This is a genomic window from Vibrio sp. (assembly GCF_038138445.1).
In the GTDB taxonomy this organism is placed as follows: Bacteria; Pseudomonadota; Gammaproteobacteria; order Enterobacterales; family Vibrionaceae; genus Vibrio.
Window position 1 is genome coordinate 17,159 of the sequence record NZ_JAYQDQ010000046.1, and the last position, 14,368, is coordinate 31,526.

The 14,368-nt window shown below is 41.3% G+C and carries 16 protein-coding genes; 4 read left to right on the forward strand and 12 right to left on the reverse strand.

Annotation, left to right across the window (positions count from 1 at the left end; translation table 11 throughout):
* Nucleotides 1-14 precede the first annotated feature (14 nt).
* The 5 genes from AAFM34_RS12805 to AAFM34_RS12825 all read right to left on the reverse strand — a co-directional run bounded on the left by AAFM34_RS12805 (nucleotide 15) and on the right by AAFM34_RS12825 (nucleotide 4,805).
* Complete coding sequence (locus AAFM34_RS12805; RefSeq protein ID WP_341663403.1) at nucleotides 15-764, reverse strand: phosphate/phosphite/phosphonate ABC transporter substrate-binding protein; 750 nt, start codon at nucleotides 762-764, stop codon at nucleotides 15-17.
* Between the two features lie 61 nt (nucleotides 765-825).
* Complete coding sequence (locus AAFM34_RS12810) at nucleotides 826-1,521, reverse strand: chromosome partitioning protein ParA (RefSeq protein ID WP_341663426.1); 696 nt, start codon at nucleotides 1,519-1,521, stop codon at nucleotides 826-828.
* On the reverse strand, nucleotides 1,521-3,617 hold the full coding sequence (locus tag AAFM34_RS12815; protein WP_341663405.1) for an SLBB domain-containing protein: 2,097 nt from the start codon (nucleotides 3,615-3,617) through the stop codon (nucleotides 1,521-1,523). Before AAFM34_RS12815 ends, AAFM34_RS12810 begins: the two co-directional genes overlap by 1 nt.
* Nucleotides 3,604-4,446 (reverse strand): OmpA family protein, encoded by an 843-nt coding sequence (locus AAFM34_RS12820; RefSeq protein WP_341663407.1) that lies wholly within the window; start codon nucleotides 4,444-4,446, stop codon nucleotides 3,604-3,606. The genes AAFM34_RS12815 and AAFM34_RS12820 overlap by 14 nt, the downstream gene beginning before the upstream one ends.
* A 41-nt stretch (nucleotides 4,447-4,487) precedes the next feature.
* Nucleotides 4,488-4,805: an STAS domain-containing protein gene (locus AAFM34_RS12825; protein WP_160927649.1), complete on the reverse strand. Its 318-nt coding sequence runs from the start codon at nucleotides 4,803-4,805 to the stop codon at nucleotides 4,488-4,490.
* 310 nt (nucleotides 4,806-5,115) lie between these two features.
* Between AAFM34_RS12825 and AAFM34_RS12830 the strand changes: the two genes are divergently transcribed.
* The gene (locus AAFM34_RS12830) at nucleotides 5,116-5,979 is read left to right on the forward strand and encodes a DNA ligase (protein ID WP_341663410.1); all 864 of its coding nucleotides are present in this window, start codon (nucleotides 5,116-5,118) and stop codon (nucleotides 5,977-5,979) included.
* Here the strand turns inward: AAFM34_RS12830 and AAFM34_RS12835 are convergent.
* From AAFM34_RS12835 to AAFM34_RS12850, 4 genes are all read right to left on the reverse strand, one after another.
* Nucleotides 5,969-6,931, reverse strand: coding sequence for a DUF3080 domain-containing protein (locus tag AAFM34_RS12835; protein ID WP_341663412.1), 963 nt, complete (start codon nucleotides 6,929-6,931; stop codon nucleotides 5,969-5,971). The genes AAFM34_RS12830 and AAFM34_RS12835 overlap by 11 nt on opposite strands.
* A gap of 101 nt (nucleotides 6,932-7,032) precedes the next feature.
* Complete coding sequence (locus AAFM34_RS12840) at nucleotides 7,033-8,403, reverse strand: MATE family efflux transporter (RefSeq protein WP_341663414.1); 1,371 nt, start codon at nucleotides 8,401-8,403, stop codon at nucleotides 7,033-7,035.
* A 259-nt stretch (nucleotides 8,404-8,662) separates the two neighbouring features.
* Nucleotides 8,663-8,866 (reverse strand): CPXCG motif-containing cysteine-rich protein, encoded by a 204-nt coding sequence (locus AAFM34_RS12845; protein ID WP_341663416.1) that lies wholly within the window; start codon nucleotides 8,864-8,866, stop codon nucleotides 8,663-8,665.
* A 254-nt stretch (nucleotides 8,867-9,120) separates the two neighbouring features.
* Entirely contained in the window at nucleotides 9,121-9,987 is an 867-nt protein-coding gene (locus AAFM34_RS12850; RefSeq protein WP_341663428.1) for a fructosamine kinase family protein, read from the reverse strand.
* Nucleotides 9,988-10,358: 371 nt separating this feature from the next.
* Here AAFM34_RS12850 and AAFM34_RS12855 point away from each other — a divergent pair, with 371 nt between their 5' ends.
* Nucleotides 10,359-10,703, forward strand: coding sequence for a DUF3802 family protein (locus AAFM34_RS12855; RefSeq protein WP_341663429.1), 345 nt, complete (start codon nucleotides 10,359-10,361; stop codon nucleotides 10,701-10,703).
* 17 nt (nucleotides 10,704-10,720) lie between these two features.
* On the opposite strand, the gene AAFM34_RS12860 is transcribed toward AAFM34_RS12855, so the two are convergent.
* Together AAFM34_RS12860 and AAFM34_RS12865 are read right to left on the reverse strand one after the other, a co-directional pair.
* Nucleotides 10,721-11,224 (reverse strand): NlpC/P60 family protein, encoded by a 504-nt coding sequence (locus AAFM34_RS12860; RefSeq protein ID WP_341663418.1) that lies wholly within the window; start codon nucleotides 11,222-11,224, stop codon nucleotides 10,721-10,723.
* An 11-nt stretch (nucleotides 11,225-11,235) separates the two neighbouring features.
* A complete protein-coding gene (locus AAFM34_RS12865) occupies nucleotides 11,236-12,024 on the reverse strand; it encodes a sterol desaturase family protein (RefSeq protein WP_341663420.1) in 789 nt (262 codons plus the stop codon).
* An 85-nt stretch (nucleotides 12,025-12,109) separates the two neighbouring features.
* On the opposite strand from AAFM34_RS12865, the gene AAFM34_RS12870 reads away from it, so the two are divergent.
* Both AAFM34_RS12870 and nagK read left to right on the forward strand, forming a co-directional pair.
* Nucleotides 12,110-12,844, forward strand: coding sequence for a tRNA-uridine aminocarboxypropyltransferase (locus AAFM34_RS12870; protein WP_341663422.1), 735 nt, complete (start codon nucleotides 12,110-12,112; stop codon nucleotides 12,842-12,844).
* A 128-nt stretch (nucleotides 12,845-12,972) separates the two neighbouring features.
* Nucleotides 12,973-13,881, forward strand: a complete 909-nt coding sequence (gene nagK, locus AAFM34_RS12875) for an N-acetylglucosamine kinase (protein WP_341663424.1) — start codon at nucleotides 12,973-12,975, stop codon at nucleotides 13,879-13,881.
* A 36-nt stretch (nucleotides 13,882-13,917) separates the two neighbouring features.
* On the opposite strand, the gene AAFM34_RS12880 is transcribed toward nagK, so the two are convergent.
* Nucleotides 13,918-14,184 (reverse strand): DUF2960 domain-containing protein, encoded by a 267-nt coding sequence (locus tag AAFM34_RS12880; protein WP_114787617.1) that lies wholly within the window; start codon nucleotides 14,182-14,184, stop codon nucleotides 13,918-13,920.
* Nucleotides 14,185-14,368: the final 184 nt, after the last annotated feature.

A 14,368-nucleotide genomic window follows, 5' to 3' on the forward strand; every position in this document is an offset into this window, starting at 1 on the left:
AATGCCTCCTAAGGTCAATCTAGGACCTTAATGTTAAGTGAGCGTATATCGTCCCAGTCACTATTTTGTGCTGAAACAAAACCTTTTATTCTAAGTTGGTTGAGCTGATGTTTAATCAATGATGATGCGTGAACTTGTTCTAGAGCTGTTTTCAACCGAAGCTCTGTTTTGTCGGTGATCCGAGGATGAACAGCTATCGCATGTGGTGTAAAACCATCAGTGGTCCAGATCGGAGTAAGCTGATCTTGTGTAGACTGGGGTAAAGATTTAAAGGTGCGTAAGATACCACCTCCAGCCGGGAAAAAACCTTTTGCAACGGACAAATAAACTGAGTCGTGCGATGAAACATACGCTGGAGTAAAACTAATATTTGCATCTTTCAAGTAGGATTGTGTGAGGATAGTTGCTGCAAAAGCTGCGGGTGAGGGGAAAGCTAGCTGTTCGTTTTGCAGTTGTGCCAGCTCAGTCACATTACTGTCTTTACGAACCACGATAATACCTTTTATCACTTTGTCTTTTGTTTTTGCAGCGGCTCTATATCCAGGCTTTTGGCTATATACCGTGTAATGGTAGGGGTTCATATAAGCGATATCGAACTCACCTCGTTCTAGTTTTTCTTCAAATGCAGGTATATCAGGAGCCGTGGCAAATATGACTTCTTGCCCTAGTTCAGTTGACAAATAGGACATGATAGGTGCCCACTGCTGTGCTAAACGACTTGCTGATTGCTGTGGAACAACGCCAAACGTTAACGTCTCGCTCATACTTATATTCGATATCAGGCAGAGCATTGTCATTAAGATAAAGCTTTTCACGATCACTCTCCTAGGCAGAATGAGCCAAAAATTCATTGGTGATTAGCCATCGACACCACCTTTCGCGTAGCGACTTTGGCAAAAACTTCAATCGCTCTACCTCTCTTGCCATTTCCTGCCCTAACGTGGCCTGATCTTTGAGGTTTAGAACTGAACCTAAAAACGAAATTTTGGGATTATTAAGCAACTCTTGGGATTTTTTGATCTGCCCAGTTGAGGTTCTTCCTCCCATCACAACTAAGACTGTCTGGTCACAAGCGCTTGCAACGACTTGAGCAGGGATGTTGCCTCGGTTGATATGAAGTAGGGGCGAGGTGTCACAAATAATTCGATCATATTGTTGCAGCCACTTATCCACTGTCGTACTCAGCACGCTAGGGTCTTTGTACGCTAGCAATGTTGAGGTGGTGCTAGGAGCTGGCATACCAGTAAACAACTGGTGCGATGACTTATGCTCTAGCAACACGCCAACGCCATCTCCAGCATCCTGACTCTCGAGGACAGGTTCAAAAGCAGGGTGGAATAAGTTAAGGTCAACGAGTAGGGTTTTATGTCCGCCGAGCAGGTATCTTTCGGCAATGGCAGAAGCAATCGATGTTACACCGTCACCAGAGTTGCAACCTGTCACACACAGGGAACGGGCTTCGCTAAACTCTGCTGCGAGATAAATTTGTTCTACTTCGGTCAAAGTCGCAGGAATAGTCATCATAATGCTCCTATTACAACTATGGTGGTGGTAAGGCGTAGAATGTCTTCTAATCCAATCCGGAGTCTTTCTAGTAGTCCCTCACTTTTGTCTGGGATGTAAATAGTATCACCAGCTCTGAGCACTGGGAGCTTATATACATTTGCAGTCTTGCTGAAATCAATTAGATCAAAGGTACGTGCTTGCTCTTGGCAGCAAGACATGTTGACGATGGAAATTTTCTCTAGATAAGCTCGGTTAGACGGACCACCAGCCTCAGCAAGAATATCTAAAATGGTCATATTATCATCGAATACGTATCGTCCAGGTTTGTTTATGGCTCCTAATACGCGCACAGTTGATTCTTTACTTCTGTCCAACCAAATCTTATCTTTCTCTGGGATATAAATCGTATCTCCCATTGTGACGTTTGGCAGTAGGCTTTCGTCACCAGTTTCAAAATACAGTGACAAATTCAGCTTACTAACCTTTGAGTAGCTTTTGTCTCGATGAGTGATTTTTATGTTATGAATATCCGCGTCTTTTGTTGGGCCGTCGGCTGCTGATAAGATATCTAAGAAATGCATCTCTTTAGTGAAACGGTAACGTCCGGGTGCATTGACTTGACCGAAGACATAAATTGAAGCGTCTGAACTTTGTCGAACCCATTGGGACTTGTTGTCACTTGGGTCTTGAGGGAGATCGTGAATACGGATGATAGTCCCTGCTTTAATCACTGGGAGTTCCGAGGTTGGTGCACCTTGTAAAATAAATTCATCAAGATTAAACGTATGCATTTTCCCACCGGGTGTGACGACTTCGATTTTTGAAGTATCCGCTCTGAGTGTTGGGCCTCCAACGTGCGCCAATAAGTGCATCATGTCCATTTCATCAGACCATTCTACACGCCCAGGTCTCACCACTTCACCGATCACATTTACTGCTCTATCAGGTGAAATCTTCAACCATGACTTCTCATTCATATCTGTTTTCTCAGGAACAAATATTGCGTCTCCGGCAGAAATTTGGGGAGGAGGAAGCGCCGTACTTAGCCCTTCTGTGTAGGCGGTTAAGTCAAACTTGACAACTTTACCGTCGGCTTTAAGGATACGAATCTGACGTGATTCTGCATAACGTGTTGGACCCCCAGCATTAGCCAATATGTCCATAAATGATGCACCTTTTTTCCCTTCGTAGGCGCCGGGCTGATCAACTTCTCCCATTATGTAAATAACGTTTGAACCCGCACGTATCTCTTCTTCCTGCTTAGGAACAAATATTGTAGTGCCAGGCTGGAGGTTCGGTAACAGTGATATGTCACCACTATCGAGATATTCCTTAAGGTTAAAAATTTGTGGTTTGTTATTGCTGATCACTCTGATTTGCTCAACGGAAGCGTAGCGGGTAACACCGCCAGCTCGCATTAGAATGTCTACTAAATCAGAATTTTCTTTAAAGCTAAATGATCCTGGTGCATTGACTTCGCCAAATACTTTAATTGCTGTACGCCCATCAGCACTGTCTCCAGAGTTTGCAAGTTTACTGGCATCAAACTGTTGTTCTATGTTACCGACTAAAGGTGAAGCAGGAACGAATATAGTATCGAGTGATTTAAGTTTGGGTAGTAGAGTCTCATCACCAGTGTCTAGGAAGCTTTTGTAATTAAATGGAAGTTTTTCTTTGCCGCGTTTAAGTAATAAGTTGTTTAGCTGAGCGCCCGATCTTAATCCACCCGCTGCGTGAATCGCCATTTGTACATCTGAACTTTTAGATAAAGTGTACTCGCCTGGAGAGTTAACATAGCCTTGAATTGAGATGAGAATTTGTTGTTCTGCAATATAAACTGATGCGGTAGAGAGGTCTCGGTATACTTTACTCAGTGTATCCAATACTGCTTTTTGTAACTGCTCTTCTGAGTATCCTGCCACATACAATGCCCCGACTTCTGGCAAGTTAATACGGCCGCGTTTATCAACTTGAAACCCCTTATTGAGAGTGTCTTCTCCGGGAAGGTTTACTTGAACCATATCACCGACTTGGACCCGTTCCTCATCTGAATACGTATTGGAGGATAGGGTGAGAAGTAGTATGATGAATATGAGCCTATTCCAAATCATAGTAGCCTCCATTCAATTTTCTCTCAGCCAGATCTTTGGTTTCAATTATTTCAATACTTACCCTGCGGTTGGTTAGCCTTACTCCATCTGATTTACCTTCAAAAAGTGGTAGAGCTTCACCGAGGGATTTTGCTTCAACGCGATTAGGCTCTAAGCCGAATATAGTCAAGTAACGTTTGACCTGTTTGGCTCTACCCATTGCAAGCTTTTGGTTACTTATCTCACTACCAATGGCATCAGTATGTCCTGTAACAATTAAGTTCAGTGATTTATGCTCACGTAAAATGTTCGCTGCTTGAGCCAAGTGACCCATGTACTTAGGATTAATTTCAGTGGACTTAAAGGCGAACTGATTGTCTACATTTAAAATATTGTAAAGTTTGTCGATAACGGCTAATTGTTGTTGAAAGCTATAGTCATCATATGGTGGTGCACATTTGGCCTGAGATGTGACGTAATCTAATTGCCTCTCTAGCTCATCGAGCCGTTTTCTTTGAATGACAATATCGTTAGCAGCATCGAGTAGTAAGCCTCCTTCCAACTCGCGAGCAATACGATTTTGTTTTTCAATTGCTTGAACAACGGCAGCGGGGAAACACCACCTTGCACCCTCTCTTATTAGTGAATCTAAATGTAGTTTGGCGAGTTGCCAGTCAAAACGTAAACCATGTTCTGGGCCAAGTGGCTCGTCGGGCATGACCGGGGTAAAGCTTGATTGAATATATTGTTCAGCTAATCCTCCCCGTCCTTCTTCTGGATAGCTGCTACAACCAACCAGTAATAGTGCACTGGTTACAACTAGGGCTATGTGTTTTAAAAAATTAACCATGCCAACGTCCTTTGTTAGTGCCTGTGCTCTCGCTTATAGATTTAATGGGTGCGAGAGTTCACAGGGATTGCCTTATCAATTCTCAACAAATTGATGATTTCAAGTGGTTGTCCAGTCACATTTTCTATGCGCATTTGGCGCTCACGCTCTACTAGGCGCTTGTAGAGATAAACCAAAGCTCCGACACCTGAAGAATCTAGAAAGCTTACATTACGAAAATCAATTTCCACCTCTAGATGCTGGTCTGCAATGATTTCATCAATGTGCTTTTGAGCATAGCGACTGCCGTCTGCATCAAGGTTTCCATTGATTTGTAGCGTAAGCATTTCGTTTGTTGTTTCAATTGTACGTAGTTCCATGGTCGTATCTCCTCACGTAGTTTAGTTTGAATGGAGCAGTTTACGTGCCAAGAAATAAACGCTTAATTTTCAGACTCATATAAAGAATTTAGGTGTAATTCTCATATTGACAAGTGAATTTTCTCATTATGAGAGGCACTACGACCAATTAAACTGTGAATAGAAAATTGAGTTAGCCAATCATTAGTTAATTGATATTTTTGTTTCTTTTTATTCATTTCGAAGCTACTCAGATCATAGACGGTTCTGATTGAATTTTATGGGTAGTGGTTAACAATCAAGCTTTGTTGATTCAAACAAGGTAATGCATATGTATATCAAACTCAGTTATATCGCCATCGCTTTAATGTCGGCACTTCCTTGTAACGCGGATTCTTACGATGCAGACCGCAAACACTTGCCGCTTATGCATGCAGGCTTTTATGACCCTGACATTGATTTGAGCCAATATTGGAAGAGTGAAAAACTTGATGGTATCCGAGCAATTTGGGATGGCAAAACCCTTCAAACTCGCAGTGGCCTGAAACTAAATCCTCCCAATTGGTTTATAGAAGCCTTACCAAGTTATTATCTAGAAGGCGAGCTTTGGGCTGGGAGAGGAAATTTTAATTTAGTTCAAACTACGGTTTTGGATAAGACACCGATAGAAAACGCATGGCGACATATACGCTTTATGGTATTTGATATGCCTCACTCGTCAGCTAGCTACCTGCATAGATATGAAGATATCGTCCAACTCGTTAATTCACTTCAAGTTGAACACATTCAATTTGTTGAGCATACGCCTATTTCTTCTGAGCAGGAACTCAGCACATACTTTGATCAGATCAATGCCTATGGTGGTGAAGGTGTGATGCTGAGGAAATTTAGTGGAAAGTATCAAAGTGGTAGGGGTGAACAATTACTAAAGATGAAGCAGTATCATGATGCAGAAGCAACCATAATTGGTTACAAAATGGGAAAAGGAAAACTCTCGGGGCTAGTTGGGGCTTTGTTAGTTCAGTTGGATTCCGGTGTTCAGTTTTATGTAGGAAGTGGACTGAGCGATGAACTAAGGAAAAAACCACCAAGACTTGGAACAACCATTACCTATAGACATAACGGGTACACACACAAAGGTATTCCCAAGTTCGCTCGCTTTTTGAGAGAGCGAGTGGATAGCGCTATTGATTAGGACTAGTGCCGCATCGTTTGAAGAGCCCTTGCCAGTATTCAACATGAGATAAAGTGGCCTCTCTAAAAGCTTGGTGGTACTTTTTTATCGGGTATTGGTATTCTGGATGAGCTGTTACTGTAAAATTGAGGTAGGGTTCAAGATCGTAATATACGCTATTAATCTTTGCTATGTATGGTTGAATTTCGCCGATAAAGAACTGGTTAAAGATATTTCTTAAGTAATTAAACCGAGTCTTGTTTCTGTTTTTTTTACATTGGATGATATCGTCATATTCTTTGAGCTGCATTGTTACGATTGGTAGCATCTGGCTAATGTTTAGCATTGAGTAGCTGAGTTTACCTATAACGGCATACTTATCTAGAGTTTCTTGATAGGGAGTAAGGAATGTTAACTCTGCTGGCTCATCAAGCTGTTGAGTGGCTAACAGGGCTTTGTCTATTTGTCGGACAGCATCTAGGATCATGGTGCTTTCTCTCGGACCTTCAATCGTAAGAGGATAGGATGACTGAAGCTGATTTCTCATCGCTGCACTACTGTAGACTAGATTAGAAAGGTGCTTCGGGATCTGAGATAATTTTTGCCTGTGAATTTCGGCTAGTTGAGATTGCAACTCTTTAGATAAACTAGGGTGTTGTATACAGCCTCTAAGACCACGGCTGAGCGCTATTTGGTAGTCATAGTTGCGAAATCGGTCTTGAACTTTCCCTAGAATCGAGTTACGCTCAGCCACAAGGGAGAACAAGCCACATTTTCTTAGTTCATAGCTGTCAAGCAGACCAATGCTGATTGTCGGTATGTTGATGAACAACGCTCTTTTACTGGGTAGTGTGATATTTTTACTTTTAGGTAAATTAAAGGCAGGGCGGTCTTGGATGCTAGCAATACGGGCTATATAGGTTTCTAAAGTTTGAACTAATACATCACCACCGAAGCCACAAGACGTGACCATAGTGGAGGAGAGTATAACTATATAAATTCTTATGGTTCGCAATGCTATTTTCAATTTCTTATATGGTTAACTGTTAACTACTATCGCAAGCAGGTAATCGATCATTTCTCTGCAAAGCTCAACTGAACATTGTCGGGTTGTCTGTGCATCCAATGTAGGCGAATTCCTAGCATAAATGCTGCTGAAGATAATCCAATGATAAAGCCAATCCAAAAACCTTCTGCTCCCATGGGTTCAACAATCCAATTTGTCATACCCAGAAGATAGCCCATAGGTAGACCCAGTACCCAATAAGCGATAAAAGTGCGGTTGAAGATCGCAGCCATATCCTTGTATCCACGTAATGCTCCAGCCGCGACGACTTGCACAGCGTCTGTCACTTGATAAAGCGCTGCAAATAACAGTAGTTGCATAGCAATGCTGATGACAGCTCGGTTGTCGGTATAGAGTAAAGCAATGAGCTCCCGACACGATATAGTGAAAAAAGCAGTGACGAGAGCTAGTAAGACAGATAACCCAATTGCCACATGTGAAGCTATGGTTGCTCCCCGAACGTTACCTTCTCCTAAATTATGGCCTACGCGAATACTTGTCGCGGCACCAATACTCATAGGGAGCATAAAGATCAAAGAAGAGAAGTTCATTGTCACTTGATGAGCGGCCACAACAAGAGAACCGAGTGGGGCGACGAGTATTGCCACAACTGCAAATAGGGTGACTTCGAAAAAGAGTGCAGCAGCGACTGGAAAGCCGAGTTTAAATAACCGTATAAGTGATGGTAAGTGAGGTCGATAGAAACATTCAAATAAGTGAATATGGGCGATTCTTTTGGACGTAATGACGTAAGCAAGTAATAGAAAAAACATTATCCAATAGACAATTGCCGTTGCAACGCCACATCCCACACCACCTAGAGCTGGAGCACCTAATTTTCCATAAACAAATATCCAATTAAGAGGAATGTTGCATACTAGACCAACAAATCCAATTACCATTGCTGGCTGCGTTAATGACATGCCGTCTGTGAAGCTGCGTAATGCCTGAAATAATAGGAACGCGGGGACGGCAAATATAACAGCATGCATGTAACCTTCGGTTTTATTTGCCATCAGCGTCTCGACATCCATCCACTCCATAATTCTTGGTGTTTGAAATAAAACCAAAATAATTGGTATAGAGAGCAATATGGCTAATATGGCACCTTGTTGTATTTCAAAGGGAATTTTCACTTGCCTACCAGCCCCATTAAGCTGTGCTACCACTGAAACCAGAGCCATTAGCAGTCCCACACCGAACAAAATTGAAGGTAGCCAAATACTTGAAGCGATTGACACTGCGGCCATATCAATAGCACTTACACCCCCAGCCATTACAGTATCAACGAATCCCATCCCGGTTTGCGCGACAGAGGCAATTAACACTGGTGTTGATAATCTAATCAGCTTAATTATTTCTTGCTTATAGAGGTGCACTTAAAACTCCTAAAAATCAGATAATGAAATTTGGGGTGAATTAGATATGAGAGTCAGCTAGAGACTCTATGCTGGTTAAATGTTTTTGGCTTGACTGTCATAAGAGATTGAATGGAATGATAAATTATTGTTATTCGAGCCGCCACCAAAACATCACAATTGTGAGTGGTTTCTTATATATGAGCACTATGCTCTATACTTCAACCTCACATCTATAAGCTTTAGGCGCTTACACAACTGTCATCTTATTGAGTGGAGTTCAAAATATTTGTTCATCGTCTGCATCGATAGACAGTTCAACCTGATCAAATTGCTCGTTTACAACCATGTCTAGATGAATTGTATGGCAGCACGCTGGACAGTCTTCGTAAAAGTTTTGGCTTCCGTTACTCGAATCCAAGCTAATACTTATGGCATGTCCGCAGTGAGGGCAAGACACTCTTTTTTCGGAATATTGACGCATAAGTTTCTCCTTTACAGCAATGATGAGAATGATGCATCTGGCTATCAGTAACGACATAGAGCAGTACTATGAAATTCGTCATTTGTTTATGATAATTAAATTGCATCTACACGCTCGATACATAAAGCATAATCTGGCTTACGAAGAATGCGAGGCTAAATACACCACAAACTCAATGGAAGGTTATAAGAACCTGAACCTCATAGATTAATAGTTTTCCTATACCGAACCATAGAAGTGAATTTTTTTAGATATCAGTATGAAAGAATATGACTGATCGCAGACTCACATTGATCCAAGTAAGAACCACCAAATTGGTTGTAATGATTTAATAAGTGGTAGAGGTTATAGATGTCTTTGCGTTGGTTATAATGAGAATCAATAGGGAAGATACTTTCATAACCCCTATAAAAGTTTGAGTGAAATTTAGAAAAGAGTTCAGTCATAGCCAAATCACATTCTCTATCTCCCCAATAACACGCAGGGTCGTAGCAAATTGGTCCGAAAGGTGAGTTGGCGACATTACCACCCCAAAGGTCACCATGAAGTAGGGAAGCGCGAGGTTGGTGACCTGAAAGTCGGTCTTGGATAAGATGTGTAAACTCTCCAATATCAACTAATTTCACTCCTTTTTCCTTCATAAGTTGAAGTTGCCAACCGATACGCTGCTCAGCAAAAAATCGGCCCCATTTTTTGTCCCACTTATTGGGTTGCAAAGTGGAGCCTATGTAATTATCTTGATCAAAACCATACTCCTTCTGTTCTCCCCATTGATGCAACTTGGCTAGCTGCTGGCCAAATTTGTAGTTGCTATCAGCATCATCTAGAGGTTTAGTTGGGAGATAGTTGAGGATTAGGAAGGCATGATCTTTACACTTTCCGGTCAATATATGTTCAGGGACTGAAACGCTTCCGCTCTGTCTTAAAACATGGATACTTTCCGCTTCAATTTCGAAGTTGGAGTAGAAATCTCGTTGATTTACTTTTACAAAATATCGCTGTTCGCCATCACTTATCATGTAGCAATCGTTTATGTCTCCCCCACTTATAGGGCTCTTCTCGACAATATCAAAAGAAAACATAAGTGTTTCGGACAATTGATCTGAAATAGCTTGCCACATATCTCTAACCATTATGGTGAACATGATGCTGACATTGTAGGATAAGCCACTGGTTGATTCTTAAGCCGATGACAAAAAATTCAACTGTTTAACTGTGCCTATTCGATAAATTAACTATTATGTGATCATGGTCATGATCTAGGTTAACAGTTCGAAAATACCAAACCAAATGAACTACAAATGTACAAGTAAATAAATGTGCTGGGATCTCGATATAAGCGTTCTAAATGTTACTTTGAACCGATGGCTTATTCATATATCTATATCGAGTGGGTTGTGAAAAATCATTATCGAGTGGGTTGTGAAAAATCATTGATATGTCTTAGTATTAGAGAGTGACCAGAAAACATAAGAATGAATGGAGAACGACAGTGGTTGTTGAAACCGATGGCTATCTTGCACTAATTGAACATCTGGCTTTTAATCTTGACATCTTCTCCTCAGAAGACGGAGACACAGGTGCAGAGAGTATCGAGGATGTGGTTACCGATATGGTAGCGAGTAACATCATGACCATATTTGAGCAAAATCCTGAACTCCATTCCACGATACGCTTTCAACTGTTAAAAGAGGTAGACTCGGTTGTAGAGGACTTGAGCGAAGTGCTCGCTGGTGTTTGGTCAAAACCAGCGACAAATGAACAAATAACTTTTCTTGATGAGCTTATCGCACTACTAAAAAACTTGTTTGATTCCGCAGTAGCAAAATACGACTAAGACTAAATAGTGTCTATTCATGTCGGTGAGTAGATTCTCCTGAAATGCCAGAATTTAGAAGCCCAATAAGGGTTGTCTAATCTGGAAATGATTACTCCTTTCGATGTAGATGCATGAACAAAACGTTTTTGACCTATATATACTCCGACATGCTTCACAGAAGGTGAGGTTTTGAAAAACACTAAATCTCCCACTAGTGCATTCTCATAATCAATTTGTTTGCCCACTTTAACCTGTAATCTTGTTGTTCTTGGTAAACGTATATTCAATACATCTAAATAGGTTTTCTGGACAAAGGCTGAACAATCTATTCCATATCGACTATTTCCCCCCAGCTGATATGGTACGCCCGCCCAATCTTTATAAAAACTGAGCAAATTGTGCTTTAATTCGCTGGTGATTGGGGAACTTACTGAATTTTCATCGATATCGACTAAATGTTCGGTTTGCGTCAAAGAAGTGCAACCTGCGGTGATGAGCAAAAGTAATATCGACAGTAACTGCTTTATATAACTATCCATGTGAGTAATTCTTATTGGTTTCTGAATGGCTGAGTGAGCATTTTGTCAATTCTTTGCTCATTTTGTGCTTGAAACTGTGGGATGCCAATTTCCATCTTCTGATGCCCAAGCTCTGGTTGAGAAAGGTAAGTATTAAACCACCTATCCCAGATAGATAGAAAAAAGCCAAAATTAGAATGGGTTTCGCTTAAATTTTGCGAGTGATGTACTCGGTGCATATCGGGCGTGACAATGATTTTACGCATTAAGAAGTCCACCTTTTTTGGTAGGTGAGCATTACTATGATTAAACATGGCGCTAGCATTGAGTATGATTTCAAAACACATGACGGCAATGGGAGAGATGCCAAAGACGATCACTGTGACAATCTTAACCCACATCGAAATGATTATTTCTATTGGATGAAACCGAGTACCCGTTGTCACATCAATATCTTGATCACTATGATGCATTCTGTGTAGCCTCCATAACCAAGGCACTTTATGAAAAACAATATGTTGGGTATAGATTACGAAATCAAGTATCAGTAGGCATAGGACAAACTCAGCAAATGTTGGTAATTGGAGATAGTGCATTACCCCCCACTGGTGTGCTTGTGTGGTATTGGCGACATCAAAGGCAAGAATGGGCATAAATATGGCGAGGCAAAGGGAGTTAAACGACACTAGGCTAAGGTTGTTTAGCCACCTAAAATACTTGTTTTGGCTGAGCCGTCTTCTAGGCTTTTTCCATTCCCATAAAGCACATAGAAATAAAACGCTAATAAATACACTCAGTCGAATAGTATCTTGGGTATCCATGGATTGATTTTTCTCCAGTTGTGTATTTCCAACATCTCACTTGCCATGTAAACTTGGCCCTCTTATTTATTATCCATCAATTCTCATGAGAATCCACGCGTATCATCATTTGTATGAACAGCGTTTGTTATCTTCCACTCGGGCGTATCAAGCCAGAGGTAGCAAGGTTAAACGATGCCCATTTTGTCAAGTAGAACATACCCTCTGTCTATGTCCCTATCAGCCTAATGTCGACACAGATGTTGCAGTGCTTTTGCTCTTTTCAAGTAATGAAGTGTTCAAGCCAAGCAACACAGGACGCTTAATCCTTGATACGGTAAAAGAAGGCTATGCATATCAATGGAGCCGTACAGAGCCAAATCAGGAGGTGTTGGATCTTTTGATTAATCCTCTATACCAGCCGTTAGTGGTGTTTCCACAAGACTATGTTGAATCCAAAAATCGTATCATCAGGGATGAAGACATAGGGCAGTTAAGTGATAACAAGAGAAAGCCATTACTTATTTTTTTAGATGGAAGTTGGAGAGAGGCGAGGAGAATGTTTAGAAAATCTCCTTACTTAGATAACCTACCAGTGCTATCAATTTCGCCGCAGTCAATTTCACAGTATGCAATGAGGCAAAGTGACAATGATCAGCACCTCGCCACGGCGGAAGTCGCGAGTGTTGTATTAGAGCAATTGGGAGAACATTCGGCAGCCAGAACATTAGCATTGTGGTTTGATGCCTTTAAAGAAAGCTATTTGATGAGTAAAAGTCAAACAAAATCAGATACACAAAGGCCGAGACTACAAGGTTACCTTAGCTATGAGCACGTATGATAAGAGGTATAAAGGCCTTGAAAAGGTTGAGTTAATGCACAAATAGGTACGGTATCACGGACTGTAGGCCTATTGATGTAGATAATAAGAAAATTATCGAATTTAGACTGAGTTTTAGGAGAGAGGTAATGTTCTACGGTTTTGATGTTGGAGGCACAAAAATTGAGTTTGGTGCCTTTAACGATCAACTAGAGCGTGTTGCAACTGAGCGCGTTGCTACACCAACAGATGACTATAAACGGCTTATCAGTACCATTGCAGAGCTGGTTGAGAAATACGATAGGAAATTTGGTTGCAAAGGTAGTATTGGACTTGGTATCCCAGGAATGGAGAATGCCGATGACCAAACTGTGTTAACTGTTAATATTCCAGCCGCAAACGGTAAACCACTGTGTAAGGATTTGGAAGCGAGAATCGGTCGTCAAATTAAAATAGAAAATGACGCCAACTGCTTTGCTTTATCGGAAGCTTGGGACAAAAGCCTTGAGGAAGAAGAATCCGTTCTTGGGCTTATTCTTGGTACTGGGTTTGGTGGTGGTATCGTACATGATGGTAAAGTGTTTTCTGGCCGAAACCATGTTGCTGGAGAAGTAGGGCATATGCGATTGCCTCTCGATGCCTGGCTTTTTCTCGGAGAAAATGCACCTTTATTTGGCTGTGGATGTGGTAAGAGCGGCTGTTTAGACAACTACCTATCTGGACGCGGCTTTGAGTTACTCTATAAGCACTATTATGGGGAAGAAAAAAAGGCGCTTGATATTATCAGTGCATACCAGAGTGGAGAAAGTAAAGCAGCAGAGCATGTAGATCGCTTTATGGAATTGTTGGCGATTTGTTTAGCTAATATTTTTACTGCTAATGATCCCCATGTTGTTGTTTTAGGCGGTGGGTTATCGAATTTCGAGGCAATATATCAAGAAATGCCCAAGCGTATTCCTAATTACCTGATGTCGGTTGCTAAATGTCCCAAAATTATGAAAGCTAAGCATGGCGATTCAGGTGGTGTTCGTGGTGCAGCGTTCCTAAATATCAAGTAAAAAAGAGCTTGCCTAGGCAAGCTCTTATCAAACTATTTATTTGCTGTTAGAACCAATGCCTCGATTCTCTTTTTGCGCAAGAGTGATCTTCTCAAAGCCTAATTTTCTAAAATGATTGTCTCGAAAGTTACGCACTGCCTTTGTGTCTGATACGGCTTCAATTTGCTGTTCCATCTTCAGGAATTCAGAGATGTCTATCCCCTCAGCTTGAGCAACGGCTTCATGTATGTTGTGGTGTTGCTGGTAAGAAAACGTCAGTGTTTTGTTTTTACCTTTGTATGTGTATTCGATTGTGCGTGCCATAAGTATCTCGGATGGTTGTAGAGCATAAAACCGCTCTTATTAATTTATATTTTGCACTTAAGTAAGCTCATTGTCACTGTCTCTGAACATCAGCTGAGAGATTGGTATTCATTTCAGGTGTTTGCTTAGCGTATGCGCCCCATGAACCCACGGGGCGGTGTTGTTAATGTTTGAAGTTCCAAGG